The sequence below is a fragment of the Peteryoungia aggregata LMG 23059 genome (assembly GCF_030814435.1).
GTDB classification, from domain to species: domain Bacteria; phylum Pseudomonadota; class Alphaproteobacteria; order Rhizobiales; family Rhizobiaceae; genus Allorhizobium; species Allorhizobium aggregatum.
Map to the genome: position 1 here is coordinate 296,128 of NZ_JAUSUW010000002.1, position 16,602 is coordinate 312,729.

A 16,602-nucleotide genomic window follows, 5' to 3' on the forward strand; every position below is an offset into this window, starting at 1 on the left:
ATGGCCGATTTCCGGCCCAATCTGGGTCTAAAGGAACAACGATGACACCGAGTGCAAACGTCACTATGGCAGCCCCTCGGCGGCTTTAGTCAATCTGGCGATGGCCAAGAGGTTGGTATCTTCGGGATTGGGGATATCCTTGTATCAAACACGCTTCATTGAGCTGATGCGACGCAGCGCAGACTGAACCGCGCCGCGTTTGCCGGAGGCGATTTCGTTTAAGTTATAGAGCCATGGTGGGGTGCCCAGCACGGCGCAGGCCCGCTGCTCGGCCGCGGTTTTTGGTAGCTTTCACGATAACTGTCTAACCCGGGGATGGCTTATTCTTGTGGCTCGACTCCACAAAGTTAGCCCAAGAGAAAAGTATGGGGGCGCGGACTGTTATCCCGATCTGCCAGGGACCGTTCCCCAGAGTTGACATTCCACGAATTCGACAGACGGTCTGCCTCGCTGTTTCAGTGTTCGAGTGGTGCACACAGGCGTCAATACCCGGCTTTGATCTTCTCGAATTCGGCGATCATCTTCTGCCGCAGTTCGGTCGGCATGGGAGACTGGAACAGGGTATTGGCCGTGAATTTGTCGATATCGGCGAAGCCCTTGTCGGCAAGGATGCCGGGGGCGACGGCGGCCATGCCGCGGGCATTGGAGTGACCATAGCCCCAATTCTCCACCATATAGGCGCTGATTGCGGGTTCGGTGATGGCATTGAGAAAGGCATATTGCTGCTCTTGGCTGCCTTCGGCCCCCTTCAGCCGGACATAGCCGCAGACCCAGGTGGATAGACCTTCGACGGTGTCCTTTTTCATCGCCACCGGCACGCCATCGGCCAGAAGCGTGGTCGCCGTTTCATTCCAAGCCCAGGCAAGATCCACCTCGCCGCCGGCAATCGCCTGGCTGAGATCGGTATTGTCCGTCCAATAGAGCCTGACATTCTGATGCACGGCGCGCAGGAAGTCGGAGGCCTGTTTGAACTGCGCGTCCGATAGCGTGGTCCAGTCCCGCACGCCGATGGCAAGGCTTGCCAGCGCATAGGCATCGTCAACATTGTCCCCGATCGATACCCGATCCTTGAACTTGGGATCGGCGAAGGCTTTCAAGGAGGTGACCTCCTCCGGCTTCACCGTATCGGTGCGATAGGTCAGCACGGTATTGCCCCATTCGAAGGGCAGGAAATAGGCGGTACCGTCAGCCGCCGTCATCAGGCCCTGCATCGCCTTGATGCCGGGCAGGACATCGTTCCAATGGGTAAGCTTCGATGTGTCGAGCGGCTCCAGCAGGCCGGCGTCACGCCACTTGGCCACGCTCTGCGAACAGGGATGTGCCAGATCCGCCTTGAAGCCGGAACGCAGCTTCTGGAACGCCTCTTCCTCATCGCCGAAAAAGGAGAAATCGGGCTCCGTTCCGAATTTTTCGGTATAGGCAGGGTGGAAGGCCGGATCCTCGTAGCCGGCCCAGTCAAAGACCACAATGTTATCGGCGGCCATCGCCGGCGGCGCGACACCCGAAAGGAGACCAGACAGCAGGACGGACGGAATGGACAGTCGCATTGCAATGATGGGCTTCATGGCCGGTCTCCTTGATCGATTTCAGGATGTGCTATGCTTTGTTGGGTCCCTCACGGGTGATGTGCTGCGGAAAAAGCCCGACGAGGAATTCGATTGCTGCCGCATGCGCGTCTTCGCGCGTCAGCCCGTCACTCATCATCAACCGCCACCAAAGGCCTTCAAGCGTGGCGCAGAGCGCAAGCGTTGTCGATCTGGGCTCGAGGGCATATCCGCCTTCCGCCTTCAACCCGACGATCAGATCCTCGAACAGCTGCTGGTAACGGGCATCGCGCGCGCCGCAGAGTGCCTGATAGGTCGGTCGCGATTTCGCCTCCCCCCAGAAGGCGCACCAGGCTGCAAGCTTGCGTCGCGTCGTGATCCGGCGGTCGAAATCCGCAGCCACAAGCGCCCAGAGCTTGGCGGCAAGGGAAGGGCCGGCCTTCTCGTAGGCCGCCATCCAATGGGTAGAATACTCATCCGCCATCGACTGCAGGGTCGCGACCAGCAAGCGCTCCTTGCTTTCAAAATGGAAGTTGACGATGCCGCGCGACAGGCCGGCACCATCGGCCACATTGGCAAGCGTCGTCTCGGCATAGCCACGCTTGGCAAGCGAATCGATCGTTGCCTCAATCAGCTGCTGCTGACGGGTTTCCTTGGAGGCCTTGCGCGTTCTCCTGTCCCCTGGAGCTGTCGCATCGGCGAGCGCGCCCGCATCCGAGTGAACGTTTGTCGATTTCATGCTATCGGTCCAGTCCTCAGCGTCTTGTCCTGAATGCAAGGGCATCATCACCTCACACACGGTTCATCAGGACCAAGATGAGTGCGACCGCACGCTTCCCTGTCAAGAACCTTCTGGCCGATCCTGCGGCTCTCCACGCAAAGACGGCGGCCTACATTCGCGGAAACCGGATCTCGTGGGTCTGAACCGCTACCAATCATCGCCATCCTCTCGTCTGACAAGAGATTAGCGCATTAATCGGGCTTTGCAATGATTTTGCTGAATGTTCATTCAGTATCTCTGGACAAACATCCGTTTTCCATGCCAATTTCCGTAAACACGGAGAACGGGGACAAGATGAAAACCCATGACGTGGTGATGATCGGTGGCGGCCATAACGGCCTTGTCGCCGCCTGCTATCTGCAAAAGGCGGGGCTTGATGTCCTGGTGCTCGAGAAAAATGACTGGGTCGGCGGCGCAGCCACCAGCCGTGAGATGACGCCGGGCTTTGTCTATTCAAACTGCTCCTATGTCTGCTCCCTCTTCCGGCCCGAGATCATGCGCGATCTCGAATTGCCGAAACATGGATTGCAGGTCATTTCCTACGAGGGTGGCGCGGTTTTCACGCGTGATGGCGACTACCTCGCCTCCTACCGCGACCATGACAGCCATCGGCGCGAATTCGCCCGCTGGTCGAAACGCGACGCGGAAGCCTATGACCGCTATGCACGCGACGTGACGCGCCAGTGCCGCTTCATCCAGCCGCTTCTGATGCGCACACCGCCCGACCCCTTCTCCTTCAAACCGCGCGACATCGGTGAGCTCCTGTTTCTTGCGAAACGCTTCGGCACATTTTCGCCAGAGGATATGGCCGCGACCCTGCGCTTCTGGACCATGTCGATCTCGGATTTCCTCGACGAATACTTCGAGACCGACCTGGTGAAGGCTTATCTGGCGCTATCAGGCATTATCGGCACGGCGCTTGGGCCCATGTCGCCGGGAACCGCCTATGTGCTTCTGCACCATTACATGGGCGAAGTGGACGGCTCGGTCGGCGCCTGGGGTTATGCGCGCGGCGGCATGGGGGCCATCAGTCGAGCGCTTGCCAGTTCCTTTCAGGCCGCCGGCGGCACGATCCGCACCGGCGCCGATGTGATGAAGGTTCTGACGCGCAACGGCGAGGCGGAAGGCGTCGTGCTGGCCGATGGTGAAGAGATCCGCGGCCGCACGATCGTGTCGAATGCCGACGTCAAGCGGACCTTCCTCAAACTCGTCGACGAAAAGGACCTGCCCGAACGCTTCTTGCACCGGGTCAGGCATTTCAAGATGCGCGGATCCTCGGGCAAGCTGAACATCGCGCTCGACAGCCTGCCGGAGTTTCCAGCCCTGCCACAGGGTTCAAATTGCATTCGTGGCGACATGCATTTCACCGACAGTGTCGAGCGCATGGAACGTGCCTATGACGACTGGAAGGACGGTCGCTGGTCCGCCGATCCCTTTGTTGACATGATGATCCCGACCACGCTCGATCCGACCATGGCCCCGCCCGGCAAACATTTCATGAGCTGCTTCGTGCAGTATTGCCCACCCAAGGTCGAAGGACGCGACTGGACGGATGCCGACCGCGATGCCTTTGCCGAAACCGTCATCAGCCAGATTGCTGCCTATTCCCCCGGCTTCCGGGATCGCATCCTGCATATGGAAGTGCGCACCCCGCGCGAGATCGAGGAAGAGGTCGGTCTGACCGAAGGCAATATCTTCCAGGGCGAACTGACCTTCGACCAGCTTCTCTTCAACCGACCGGTCCCCGGCTACGCCCAGTATCGCAGCCCCGTGAAAGGCCTCTATCTCTGCGGCTCCTCCACCCATCCGGGCGGCGGTGTCATGGGCGCACCAGGCCGCAATGCTGCCGCTGAAATCCTGCGCGACCTCAAACGTGGCCGGCAACATATGAGTGGGGCCCATGACGTCATATGATGCGATCGTGATCGGCGGCGGCCACAATGGCCTGACCGCGGCAGCCGCACTGGCCAGCGCTGGGCGCCGGGTCGTGGTTCTGGAGGCGGATACAGCTGCCGGCGGGATCCTGCGCGGCGACGAGTTTCATCCGGGCTTCCGGTCGAACGGCCCTGCCCAGATCATCAACCGGCTCGACCCCGATGTGATAAAGCTGCTCAGCCTGCCGGCTCATCTGTCCGACGGCCCGCAGCTTGAAACCATCCTCCTGTCGCAGGGCAGGCCTCCGGCCATTCTCGAAGGGGCCTATGGCGAGCGGATCACCGGCGTGCCGGATGATGAGGCTGAGGCCTTCCGCATGCTTCGTGACAAATTGCTGTTTCAGGCCGGCATCTTGCGGCGTTTCCTCAAGCGGACGCCGCCAAGGATGGGCAGTGTGCAAGGCGGCGATCTTGCGGCGTTCGGCGCAGCCGGCCTTGGTCTGCTTGTGACGGGTCGCGAGGAGGGCCGTGATTTCCTGCGCATGCTCTTGATGAATGTCGCCGATGTCGGGGATGAGTATCTGAGTGACGACCGCCTGAAGGCATTGCTCGCCTTCGACGCCACGCTCGGCATCCAGCTGGGACCCCGCTCGCCCACCTCGCTTCTCGGCCTCTATTACCGCCTGACCGGCACGCTGAACGGACGCGCGGGTGGCCAGTTCGTTCCGGAAGGCGGGATAGCGGCACTGGGCGAGGCCTTCGTCGCGGGTGCGATCAAGGCAGGCGTCACCATCCGCACCGGGACACCGGTCGCCCGCATCCTGGCCGACAGGGGCATTGCCAGCGGCGTCGTTCTCGCCGGAGGCGAGACCCTGAGGGCACCGCTTATCGTGTCGGCTGTTCACCCGAAGACCACTTTCCTTACCCTTGTGGATGCCGCAGAAATCGGCACGGGCTTCCGCCGTGCGGTCACCAACATCCGCTCGCAGGGCAACGTCGCGCGGCTAGACCTGGCGCTCGATGGACAGCCTGCCTTTTCAGGCCTGCCGCAGGAGGCGCTTCGGGGTCGGCTGGTCATCGCCCGTTCCATGGACCATGTCGAGACCGCCTTCAATGCGTCGAAATACGGTGAATTCCACGAGGACCCGGTCATGGAAGTGACGGTACCCAGCCTTGCGCAGCCCTCGCTCGCGCCAAAAGGCGCGGCAACCCTGTCCGCGCTGATCCCCTTTGTTCCCTATGCGGCAAAGGGCGGATGGGACGATCAGAGAGCAAGACTTCAGGCCGCCATCCTGTCCGTGCTGGAGAGCCATGCACCCGGGATAACGGCAACGGCAAAGGGCGCAAGGCTGATGCTGCCGCCGGATATCGAGGCTTCGTATCACCTGCCCGGTGGCCATTGGCATCATGGCGAGTTGCAGGCGGATCAGCTTCTCGTCAACCGACCGGTCCATGCCGCTTCACGTTACGCAACTCCGTTGCAGGGCCTTTTCCTTGCCAGTGCAGGCTCGCATCCAGGCGGCGGCATATCCGGCCTGCCGGGACTGCTCGCGGCACGCCAAATTCTCGCTGGAGGCAGATGATGACGCTCACCCCTGCCCTGCGTCGTGTCGGACAAGCCCATATCGCCACGCCACGGCTCGAAACACCGTTCCATCCCAGGCTACAGGCGCTTTCAACCACGAATGACTGGTACACCTGGGCGGGCTACAAGGCGCCGCACTCGGTGTTTGACGAGGAGCTCGAGTATTTCGCAATCCGGTCCACTGCCGCGCTTTTCGATATCTCCCCCATGGTGAAATATCGCATCAGCGGCGGCGACGCCGAGCGCTTTCTCAATCGCGTGACGCTACGGGATGTCCGAAAGCTGCGCCCCGGCCGCGTACAATACACAGCCTGGTGCGACGATCACGGCCATGTGCTGGACGATGGCACGCTGTTCCGGCTGGCCGAAACAGATTTCCGCCTGTGCTGTCAGGAACGTCACCTGCCGTGGTTGGCTGACAGCGCCGAGGGCTTCAGTGTCACGATCGAGGAGGAAACCGAAACGCTCGCGGCGCTCGCGCTTCAGGGGCCAACCAGCTTTTCGGTGCTCGATGCCGCGGGATTTTCGGGCATCGAGACACTGAAACCGTTCCAGCTTGCTGCATTCCTGCATGAGGGCCACGAGATCATCGTATCGCGCACAGGTTTCACCGGCGACCTGGGTTACGAGCTGTTTGCACCAGCCGGCATCGCCCTGTCGCTCTGGGACCGGCTCTGGCAGGCCGGCGAACTCTTCGGCCTTCGGGCGATCGGCTATAACGCCCTCAACCGTGCCCGTATTGAAGCTGGCTTCATCGTCGCCAATGCCGATTTCACCACTGCCGAGACGGCCCTGCGGCCCGATCGCGAACGGATGCCGGACGAAATCGGCCTCGACTGGCTGGTTGATCCCGAAAAGCCGTTCTTCAACGGGCGCGATGCGATCCTGAACGCACGGCAGAAGAAATCGTTGCGCTACAGTCTCGTCGGGCTTGAAATCGAGGGAAATATCCCGGCAGAGCACGCCATCGTCTACCACCGCAAGAGCCGTGAGGCGGGGATTGTCACCGCCGGCATCTGGTCGCCCCTGGCCAAGCGCAATATCGCCATCGCCACGCTGTCGCGGCCCTTCGGCGCGTCCATCGTCGATGACCTCTGGGTCGAAATCTATGCGCTGAAGGAACTGCAATACCAGAAACTGATGAAACGCGCGAAAATCGTACCACGCCCCTTCATCAAACTGGAGCGGCGAACGGCGACGCCGCCGTTTCGGTTCTGAGGCGAAAGCGATGGACAGCGATCCGGATGGCGAAGCTGCAACCCAATGGCAGACAGTCACACTGCTGCCGGGCATAGAATGGTCCGGGCGCGCGCGCTATGCGGCAGCCATGTATTTCCATGCGCGCGGCGACATGGATGGACAAACGCTGGAGGTCTATCGCTACCTCGCGCGCCTTGATGACGAGGATCCCACAGATGTTCTACGGCGCTACAGGATCGGCGCAGACTGGCTCGTCAGGCTGACGGGATCAAGGCTGGACTGACGTCTGCGCCGCCCGTCAGACCAGCGTGCGGATGCGGTCTTCGACCTTGTCGTCGGCCAGCGCGACAAAGGCCTCGGGATCATAGGCAAGCCGGATCCTCTCTCCGATCGGCAGGTCATCGGCCCCATAGGTATTGGTCTCGATCATCTGGAGAGGCTGTTCCAGCCCCTCAACCCGGACGGACAGATGTGTCGTCTCACCGAAATAGGCCCGATCGCTGACGATGCCGTGCAATTCGTGGTCGGCGTGATCTCCGTCCCACAGGAGACGCAGACGCTCTGGCCTGATCCCGAGCGTGATCCGATCCCCCAGCCTGCCACCGGAAGCCGCCGCCGCAAGCCGCAGCCGTCCAAAGCGCTCGGTGTCCACCGCCAGCATGTCACCAACCGTCTCCACGACGCGACCGGAGAGGAAGTTCATACCGCCGAGGAAATCGGCGGTGAGCCGCGTCAGCGGATGCTGGTAGAGCTCCTTCGGCGTCGCGACCTGCGCGATACGCCCGCCGAACATGACGGCGACCCGGTCAGAGAGCGCCAGCGCTTCATATTGGTCATGCGTGACCAGGACAAAGGTGATGCCGACCGCCTTCTGCAACGCGCGCAGTTCGGATTGCATCTCCTCGCGCAGTTTCTTGTCGAGGGCAGACAGCGGTTCGTCGAGCAACAACACCTTGGGTCGAAGCACCAGGGCGCGCGCCAGAGCCACCCGTTGTCGCTGGCCGCCTGACAATTCGTGGCCACGCCGCCTGCCGAGATCGCCAAGCCGCACCTGCTCAAGCGCCTCGGCCACGCGGCGACGCTCCTCGACCTCTCCGAGTTTCAGGCGTTTCAGCCCATAGGAGACGTTTTCCTCGACATTCAGATGCGGAAAGATCGCATAGCTCTGGAACACCATGTTGGTCGGCCTGCGGTTTGGCGGAACGCCGATCACCGACTGACCATCGATGCGGATATCGCCGGAACTGGGGGTCTCGAAACCGGCAATGGAGCGCAGCAAGGTGGTCTTGCCGCAACCCGAGGGGCCAAGCAGCGAGAAGAATTCCCCGGAGGCAATGTCGAGCGAGATATCGGTCAGCGCCTTGTAGATCCCGTAGAACTTGTTCACCCCCGAAATTGCGATCATCGGCATATCAGACATGGGCTGCGGCTCCCGCGGACAGGTGTCGCTCGGCACGCCGGCGCAAGAGCTCGGCGGCAACAAGCAGGCAGATGGACAAGACAAGCATGATGCTGCCAAGCGCCAGGACGCCCGGCAGCTTGGCGGTGAAACGAAGCTGTCCCCAGATGTAGACAGGCAGCGTCGGCTCGGTGCCGGAGAGAAAGAAAGCCAGCAGGAATTCATCAAGCGAGATGGTGAAGGACACAAGAAGACTGGACAGGATGGCAGGAGCGACGACAGGCAGCGTGACCCGGAAAAACGTGCCGAAGGCTGTCTCGCCAAGATCGAGTGATGCCTCCTCCAGCGATCGGTCAAACCCGTCGAAGCCGGCGGTCAGAACGGCCATCGAATAGGGAAGGCAGAAAACCACCTGCCCGAGGATCACGGTGGCGAGTGAAAGCTCCAGGCCAACCTGGAGGATGATCATCAGCAGCGAAACGGCAACGATGATCTCGGGCAGGAACAGCGGGGCCATGATCAGGCCATTTGCAGCCGCCCGCCCCCGGAATCGATAGCGCGTGACCGCACGCGCCGCGCAGATCGCCAGTCCCGTTGACAGGACGGAGACGCAGAGGCCGACGACGAGACTGTTGAAGGCCGCATCGAGCATTTCGCTATTGCCCCAAAGTGATGCGTACCATTTGGTGGTGAACCCGGAGAGCGGAAAACGGGGGGCCGCCGCATCATTGAAGGAAAACACCGGAAGCAGCAGGAGCGGCAGATAGAGAAAGGCAAGATAGATCGCCATGTAGATGGGCAGGAGGCGCCAGCGGGAGGGGTTGAGAACACTCATCGGATCCGCCTCGCCACCAGTTTCACTGCAAGCGCAATGGACAAGGCCATCAACGATACAATGACCATCGTGGTGACGGACAGAGCAGCACCAAGGGGCCAGTTCGCAGCCTTGCCGAATTGCGCCTGGATGGCATTGGCGATCATGACGCCGTCCTTGCCGCCGACAAGACGGGGCGTGACATAATCGCCGACGGTCGGAATCATGACGATCAGCAGTGCGGAAATGACACCCGGCATGGAGAGCGGCAGCACCACACGCAGGAAACTGCGAACCGGCCCGTCGCCGAGATCCCGCGCCGCCTCGACCAGCGATCGATCGATCTTTTCCAGAGAGACATAGATCGGCAGAATGGCAAAGGCCGCCCAGCTATGGACAAGGGTGATCGTCACGGCGGTGGAATTGTAGAGCAGCGAACCGATCGGCTCGGTGATGGCACCCGCCGACATCAGCCCGGTGTTCAAAACGCCCTGATAGCCGAGGATCATCTTCCAGGACATCACGCGCAGAAGGTAGCTGGTCCAGCACGGCACCGTGATGAGGAATAGCAGCAGGTTCTTGTGCCGCCCGCCATGGAAGGAAATGAACCAGGCGACCGGATAGGAGGCGACGAGCGTGATGACGCTGACGACGAGGCTGATGGTCAGCGAGCGGGTCAGCAGATCGCGGTAGATCGGCTCCGTCAGGGCAGCACGGTAGTTTTCCAGCGTGAAGCTGCGGTCGATCTCAAGATAGTTCTGCGACCAGAAACTATAGGCAAAAACCATGAGAATGGGGATGCCGAGCATGAAGAGCGCAAACAGCACCGTCGGTGAAATCAGCGTGAGGCCGACCGCCTCTTCGCTGCGCAGCCAGGCGCGTCGTTGGTCCGTGGGCTCGTCCAGCCCCTTGGCCGATTGATCCGCCGCCAGAACCATCAGGACCCCTCCCCACAACGGCAACAGGCATAAGACAGCAATCGTCGCATGACAGGCCCCCGGCTTTTCGCGGTGTTCGCGTCCCTTGAGCATGATGAACGCAATCGGCAGCAAATTGCAAGCACACCTCTCGATATTTGATTGAACGTCCATTCAATATGATGCTATTACATAAGAAGTTTCAGTTGCTTGAAACGATAGCTGAAAGGCAAGCCCATGGTTGAAATGCGCAAAGTCAAAGGTCTGAGCCAGCAGGCGCGGGACGCATTTGCCGAAAGCGCCAGAGCGCATCTCATTCAACCCTGGCCGGTGGCTGGAGAGATCGGTGCGGAATCGCGCGGCGGCATCGTCTCCGGCAACGGCATTTATGTGACGGATATCGAAGGCCGGCGGCAGATTGATGGCCCGGCTGGCATGTGGTGCACCAATGTCGGTCATGGCTGCGAGCCGATTGCCCGGACGCTTTACGAACAGGCCATGGCGCTTTCCTACAATTCGCCCTGGTACACGGCAAACGACCCGTCGGTCCGCCTGTCAGAGCGCCTAGCGAACCATGCCCCCGGAGATCTCAATCACGTCTTTTATACGACTGGCGGCTCTTCAGCGGTGGAGACCGCGCTGCGCTTCATGCAGTTTGCCAACAACGTGCTGGGGCGAGCCGACAAGAAGATGATCGTGGCGCGCCAGGGCGCCTATCACGGCTCGACCTATCTCTCGGCCTCCTTGAACGGTCGCCCCCGCGATCACGACTGGATGGACAGTGCCGGCGAGTTGGTCATCAAGCTCACTTGCCCCAATCCCTTCCGCCGCCCGGCCGGTGTCTCGGTCGAGGCCTTCTGCGACATGCTCGTCGACGAGTTCCGCAACACGATTGAAACCTATGGCGCCGAGCGCATCGGCGCCTTCATTGCCGAGCCGATCATGGCCTCGGGCGGCGTGATCGTGCCGCCGGAGGGCTATCTTGACCGCATGCGCGCACTCTGCACCGAACACGATATCCTGTTCATTGCAGACGAGGTGGTGACAGCCTTTGGGAGGCTTGGTCATGTCTTTGCCTCGAAGGAAGTCTTCGGCATCGAGCCCGATATCATCACCTTTGCCAAGGGCGTCACCTCAGGCTATTTCCCGCTCGGCGGCGCGATGATCTCGTCACGGCTTCTGGAGCGGCTGCGCCAATCCAATCATGCCGACGCCATGTTCGCGCATGGCCTCACCTATAGCAGTCATCCGATCGGCTGCGCGGTGGCTGAAACCAATCTGGATCTTCTGGAAGGCGGCATTCTCGCCCAGGCGCGCGCGAATGCCCCCTATTTCCAGGCTCAATTGAAAAGCCTGGAAGATCTCCCCCTTGTCGGAGAGGTGCGTGGCCTCGGTCTGATGGCCTGTGTGGAATGCGTGGCCGATCGGGAGAGCAACAATCCGCTGGCACTCGACCTCGAAGTCGGCAAGAGGATCGATGCCCATTGCCAGCAACTGGGCCTGCTGGTGCGCCCGCTCATCCATATGTGCGTGATGTCGCCACCGCTGACGATTTCCAGACCGCAGATCGACGACCTGGTCTCCATTCTTCGGCAGGGCATCTCGCTGACCCAGGATGAACTCACGCGCGAAGGGTTATGGAAGGGCTGCCCCTGAGAAAACGGCACCGTAGCGGAAATGAATTCAGCCTTGCGCCTCCATCATTCCGGCCTTTCGGTCATGTTTCTGTTCCCCCTGGAAGCGGACCTGCAAAGCTATCAGATCGAAGTTTTGATTGTCGTTGTCCTATCGCCAGAACAAGCCCTTGCCGCACACCGCAAACGTTTGCGTGAAAGCCAGTAGTCGCGTCCAACTCCGCAACCAGCCTCCGTCTCACGCCAATTGTTCGACGACCATCCTGATGCCCGAGCAGGTCATGGGCGGTGGCGGATCCCACAATCCGTCCATCCTCCACAACGATGATCCTGTCTGAATGTACGACCGTTGCCAGTGACCTGGGTCCCACTTTCCCTTGAGCTTTAGGATCAGAGCAGTCATTTGCTTATCGCTCGAACAATCAAACAACGGTTGCGTTCGCTCCCAAGCGCCGACCGAAGCACCCAATGAGATACATCGTACGCAACGGATTCTGGCCGTCTGCCGGCTCGCGCCCCAGCGCCCCAACCCAAGCGATATGCTGACGGCATCACGGCGGCGCAATCGTCTGGTCGGACCGCTGCGACCTCTTGCTGTTCGGCGGTGTCGGCGGGTGGACCGCCATGTCTTGAACATTGGGCGCCGGGACTTCGTCGGGCACTCATCATCGACGGCGCTTGAATGACGCTCCTCCAGCGACGACGGAGAGGCAAATGATCGTCACGGGATCTAGGTCGTCCCGGCGGCGAACAGGTGCCGGAAGCATTGCCTGTCAGCGCCCTATCTTGTGGCTTTCGAGAATTTTCAAGTGCCGCTTTTGACCATACGTCTGCGAATTTCGATGATCAGCACGCCAAGCAGAGTGGCTACAATCAAGATGACGCAAAGCGCATTGATCGTTGGTGTGATGCCGCTTCTCACCTTTGAAAATACATAGACCGTCAAGGTATCGTAAGGGCCGCGCGTAAAGAGTGTAACGTTGAAATTTTCGATCGACTGAAAGAAGGCGATGACCGCTCCTGCCCCGAGTGCCGGGTAGAGGTGCGGCATCAAAATGCGGCGTATCACCATCATATGGCTTGCGCCAAGATCAAGGGCCGCTTCCTCCAGCGAACGATCGAAACTCTGCAAGCGCGCGAGGACCAAAAGCATCACGAAGGCCGAGATATAGGAGGCTTGGCCGAGGACGGCGATATGGAGACCGGGCGCGACGCCAAGCGTGTTCCATAGAAGCAGCGTGGAGATCCCGATCACGGCGCCAGGGGTGAGCACGGGTGCGACCATCATGCCGTAGAGCGTGGACCTCAGCGTGCCACGAAGATTGTTGACCAGGATGGCGGCTGCGGTGCCGATCGGCACCGAGATCGCGACGACAGCGAGGGCAACCAGCAGCGTATTCTTGAAGGCGTTGAGCAGGCGGGCGTCGTTCCACAATTCCACGAACCACTGCAGGGTAAACCCATACCAAGGAAAGACGGAGGGGAAACGTGTGTCGTTGAAGGCAGCGCCCCCCATGACCAGCAATGGCAGCAACAGATAGGCCAGAAAGATGACGAGATAGACGCGAAACAGCCAGTCGGATTTCTGGGTCATGCGGTCCTCACTTCGCGATGTCGGACAGTTTGACGCGGAAGATCCGCATGACTGCTGTTACGAAGAGCGTACACAGGATCAGGAGCAGGAAGGCGTAAGCGGCACCCGTATTCCAGTCGAGTGACTCGAACATCCATTGCTGGATGATTTCCGTGAACCAGCGCGAGTTGGTCGAGGCGAGCAAGGTCGGCACGAGGATGGAGCCCGCCGACAGCATGAAGACCATCACGGACCCGGACGCAATGCCGGGTTTGGCATGGGGCAGGATGACGCGCCAGTGGATCCGCCACCACGACGCCCCGAGATCGTCTGCCGCCTCGATCTGGCTCGTGTCGAGCGACTGGATCGCGTTGTAGACCGGGAACAGCATGAACAGGACATAGGTGTAAACGAGGCCGATCATCACGCTGCGGAAGCCCGTCATCCATCGGATTGGGCGTTCGATGATGCCGATATCGAGCAGGATGTAGTTGAGCGGGCCCTTGAGCGACAGGATGATGAACCAGGCGAAGGAGCGCATGATTTCGCTGACCCACAACGGAATGGTGAGCAGCAGGAAGATGGTTGGCAGGCTCTTCGGCGACGCCCTCTTCGAGAGGTAGTAGGCCAGCGGATAGGCAATAGCGAAACAGATGGCGGTCACGATCGAGGAATAGAGGACCGTCCAGACAAAGACAGAGATGTGGATCGGGCTCTGGAAGAAGGTCAGGTAGTTCTTGAGCGTATAGACATCCTTCGGGCCGCCCATCTCCTGCACCGGCAGATAGGGCCGGAAGGAGTTCTCGAACAGATAGAGGTTTGGCACGATCACCAGCAGCAGGAGCCAGAAGGCGACCAGCAGGCACATGATCAGGGTCAGGCCGCCACCATAACGTTCGACGAGGTCCTTCATGCTGGCTCTGCCGCGCTGGTGGTGGTTTCGTCGGCAAGGATGAAGGCGTGGTCCATATCGAAGTTGGCAAACAGCCGGGCGCCGCGTTCCGGAATGGCGGCTGATCCGTCGTTGCGAATTTCGGAGACGAGCACCCGGCCCGAGGCATCCTGCGTCTTGATCGAGATGAAATTGCCCTCAAAGGCAATGTCCGTGACTTCTACCGCAATCGTGTTGCCATCTGCTTCGCCGGCATCCAGGCGCACATGCTCCGGGCGGACGTAGAGTTTTGCGCCACTATCGATGTCAGCGCCAAGCTTGCCGCGAAAAACGCCATTCTCGGTCTGGAAATCGCCGACGGCACCCGAGCGGGCAGAAAGCGTGCCCGTGAAGCAATTGGTTTCGCCGACGAAGGTTGCAACGAAGCCATTTGCAGGATTGTTGTAGACCTCGCGGGGGGCTGCCACCTGCTGCAGCTTGCCATGCGACATGACGGCAACCCGGTCGGACATGGCAAGCGCCTCACCCTGGTCATGGGTGATGTAGATGAAAGTGACATTGGTACGCTTCTGGATCGCGCGCAGTTCGGCGCGCATGTGCTGGCGCAACTTCAGATCCAGCGCCGACAAAGGCTCGTCGAGCAGCATGACGGAGGGTTCGACGGCCAGCGCGCGGGCAATGGCCACGCGCTGCTTCTGACCACCCGAGAGCTGGCTGACCGCCTTGTCGGCCGCGTTCGGCAGATCGACGAGGGCCAGAAGTTCCTCTGCCTTCCGGCGGCGGGTCTTCTTGTCGACACCTCTCGCCTCCAGCCCAAAGGCGATGTTTTCCCAGATCGGCATCAGCGGAAAGAGTGCGAGGTTCTGGAAGATCAGCGCCGTGGGACGCTGATTGGGGCGCTGCCCCTGCATATCCTTGCCGCCGATCCGGATTGTGCCTGACGTTGGCGCGATGAAGCCCGAAACCATGCGCAGAATGGTTGTCTTGCCGCAGCCGGACGGACCGAGAAAGGAGAAGAATTCACCGGCCCCGATTGACAGCGACACATTGTCGACGGCGCGGAACGTGCCGAAATCGGCGCATACATCTTGAAGTTCGACACTGGCACTCATTGCGTGTGGTTCATTCCCTTGGCCCGGCGCGGGCTTCGTTTGGCTCCGATGCCGGCCGCAAAGGCGGCCGGCATGATCCGTCAAATCGCTCAGGCAGCCTTGTACTTGTCGGCATATTCGCCGCGCTTGGCGAGGAACCATGCGGCCTGGCTCGGCCACCAATAGAGCTTGCTCACGGCATCGCCGGGGAAGCTTGCCTTGTAGAATTCGGAGACGGTCGGATCCATGAGGTCGATGCCGCCCTTGCCGACGGGATTTGCCGAGAAGGCGGTGGCCCAGAGGGCGGAGCCTTCTGCCGTCGACACCCATTTGGCGAATTCATGCGCCTGTTCGACATTCTTGGCGTTCTTCAGCAGGACCAGGCCCTGGTTCCAGGCAAAGGCGCCTTCCTTCGGGGCGACGTAGCTGTAGCCGCCTTCCTTCTTCAGGTTGAAGCCGGTGGAATCCCAGCAGAGGCCGAGGACCGCGCCATTGGTGCGGAAGGCCGCCTGTGCGTCATTCTCGCCAGACCAGAACTGGACGATGTTGCCCTTGGCCTTGATCGCCTCTGCAAGGACAATGTCCCAGAGCTCGACCATGGTCGCTTCGTCCTTGTAGCCGTCGATCCACGGCTTCGGAAGCTTGCCTTCGGCATCGAGCCAACGGCCCATGGCGGCAAGGGCCGAATGGCCGCGGACCGTGATCTGGTTGTCCGGGTTGAACAGGTCGGCGAGGCTTGCCTTGCCATATTCCGTCGGGAAGTCGGTGGTGTTGTAAACAAGCGCTTCCGTGCCCCAGACGGAGGGCACGATCAGCTTCTGGCCGTCGATTGTTGCCAGCTCATCAGCGGAGCCATCCGCCAGACCTGGGGCATAGTTGTCGAGAGCGAGCTTGCTCGTATCCCAGCCCTGGAGCAAGCCATTGGAGTTCCAGGCTGAGACACGGTCGAGCGTCGGCTCGACAACATCGGATGTGCCTGTTTCAAGAGAGATCTTCGCCTGGGCGAACATCGTGTCCTGGTCGGGCTGCTCGGTGAAGTTGACCTTGATTCCGGTCGCCTTCTCGAAGGCGGGGAAAACCTTTTCGGCCATGCCAGGATAGCCGGCCCAGCCGGTGAAGTTCAGCTCGCCGGACGAGGCCAGCGCACTGGAGGAAATGAGGGCGGGGGCGGCCAGCAGGCCGGCACCGGCTGCGGAGGTTTTCAAAAGGGTACGGCGTGTCAGCGGTTTGGTAAATAAGGTCATTGCTAAGCTCCCAGTTTCTTCAGGTTCCCGTAGTTGCAACAGCCGGTTTTCCGG

Annotated in this window: 14 protein-coding genes; 5 read left to right on the top strand and 9 right to left on the bottom strand. The window is 60.6% G+C overall.

The features are described from left to right. Positions 1-482 precede the first annotated feature (482 nt). Both J2045_RS04335 and J2045_RS04340 read right to left on the bottom strand, forming a co-directional pair. Positions 483-1,565, bottom strand: coding sequence for an extracellular solute-binding protein (locus J2045_RS04335; protein ID WP_307369782.1), 1,083 nt, complete (start codon positions 1,563-1,565; stop codon positions 483-485). Positions 1,566-1,596: 31 nt separating this feature from the next. After that, positions 1,597-2,283, bottom strand: coding sequence for a TetR family transcriptional regulator C-terminal domain-containing protein (locus J2045_RS04340; RefSeq protein ID WP_307369785.1), 687 nt, complete (start codon positions 2,281-2,283; stop codon positions 1,597-1,599). 336 nt (positions 2,284-2,619) lie between these two features. On the opposite strand from J2045_RS04340, the gene J2045_RS04345 reads away from it, so the two are divergent. The 4 genes from J2045_RS04345 to J2045_RS04360 are packed head-to-tail and all read left to right on the top strand — an operon-like array spanning position 2,620 to position 7,267. Continuing rightward, entirely contained in the window at positions 2,620-4,239 is a 1,620-nt protein-coding gene (locus J2045_RS04345) for a phytoene desaturase family protein (protein ID WP_307369788.1), read from the top strand. Continuing rightward, complete coding sequence (locus tag J2045_RS04350; RefSeq protein WP_307369790.1) at positions 4,226-5,782, top strand: phytoene desaturase family protein; 1,557 nt, start codon at positions 4,226-4,228, stop codon at positions 5,780-5,782. Before J2045_RS04345 ends, J2045_RS04350 begins: the two co-directional genes overlap by 14 nt. Beyond that, entirely contained in the window at positions 5,782-7,002 is a 1,221-nt protein-coding gene (locus J2045_RS04355) for an aminomethyl transferase family protein (RefSeq protein ID WP_307369792.1), read from the top strand. Before J2045_RS04350 ends, J2045_RS04355 begins: the two co-directional genes overlap by 1 nt. A 10-nt stretch (positions 7,003-7,012) precedes the next feature. After that, complete coding sequence (locus tag J2045_RS04360; RefSeq protein ID WP_307369794.1) at positions 7,013-7,267, top strand: hypothetical protein; 255 nt, start codon at positions 7,013-7,015, stop codon at positions 7,265-7,267. A gap of 15 nt (positions 7,268-7,282) precedes the next feature. Here the strand turns inward: J2045_RS04360 and J2045_RS04365 are convergent, their stop codons facing one another. Genes J2045_RS04365 through J2045_RS04375 form a run of 3 tightly spaced genes read right to left on the bottom strand, consistent with a single transcriptional unit; the run spans position 7,283 to position 10,135 of the window. Next, entirely contained in the window at positions 7,283-8,389 is a 1,107-nt protein-coding gene (locus tag J2045_RS04365; RefSeq protein ID WP_307370093.1) for an ABC transporter ATP-binding protein, read from the bottom strand. Between the two features lie 7 nt (positions 8,390-8,396). After that, positions 8,397-9,218 (bottom strand): ABC transporter permease, encoded by an 822-nt coding sequence (locus J2045_RS04370; protein ID WP_166600608.1) that lies wholly within the window; start codon positions 9,216-9,218, stop codon positions 8,397-8,399. Next, entirely contained in the window at positions 9,215-10,135 is a 921-nt protein-coding gene (locus tag J2045_RS04375; RefSeq protein WP_307369797.1) for an ABC transporter permease, read from the bottom strand. Before J2045_RS04375 ends, J2045_RS04370 begins: the two co-directional genes overlap by 4 nt. A 225-nt stretch (positions 10,136-10,360) precedes the next feature. Between J2045_RS04375 and J2045_RS04380 the strand changes: the two genes are divergently transcribed. Next, positions 10,361-11,770, top strand: a complete 1,410-nt coding sequence (locus J2045_RS04380) for an aminotransferase (protein ID WP_307369800.1) — start codon at positions 10,361-10,363, stop codon at positions 11,768-11,770. A gap of 783 nt (positions 11,771-12,553) precedes the next feature. Here the strand turns inward: J2045_RS04380 and J2045_RS04385 are convergent. The 4 genes from J2045_RS04385 to J2045_RS04400 form a co-directional block, all read right to left on the bottom strand. Then, positions 12,554-13,342, bottom strand: a complete 789-nt coding sequence (locus tag J2045_RS04385) for an ABC transporter permease (protein WP_307369803.1) — start codon at positions 13,340-13,342, stop codon at positions 12,554-12,556. A gap of 7 nt (positions 13,343-13,349) precedes the next feature. After that, positions 13,350-14,234: an ABC transporter permease gene (locus tag J2045_RS04390; RefSeq protein WP_307369805.1), complete on the bottom strand. Its 885-nt coding sequence runs from the start codon at positions 14,232-14,234 to the stop codon at positions 13,350-13,352. Further along, a complete protein-coding gene (locus tag J2045_RS04395; protein ID WP_307369808.1) occupies positions 14,231-15,325 on the bottom strand; it encodes an ABC transporter ATP-binding protein in 1,095 nt (364 codons plus the stop codon). Before J2045_RS04395 ends, J2045_RS04390 begins: the two co-directional genes overlap by 4 nt. A gap of 89 nt (positions 15,326-15,414) precedes the next feature. Next, positions 15,415-16,548, bottom strand: coding sequence for an extracellular solute-binding protein (locus J2045_RS04400; RefSeq protein WP_307369810.1), 1,134 nt, complete (start codon positions 16,546-16,548; stop codon positions 15,415-15,417). Positions 16,549-16,602: the final 54 nt, after the last annotated feature.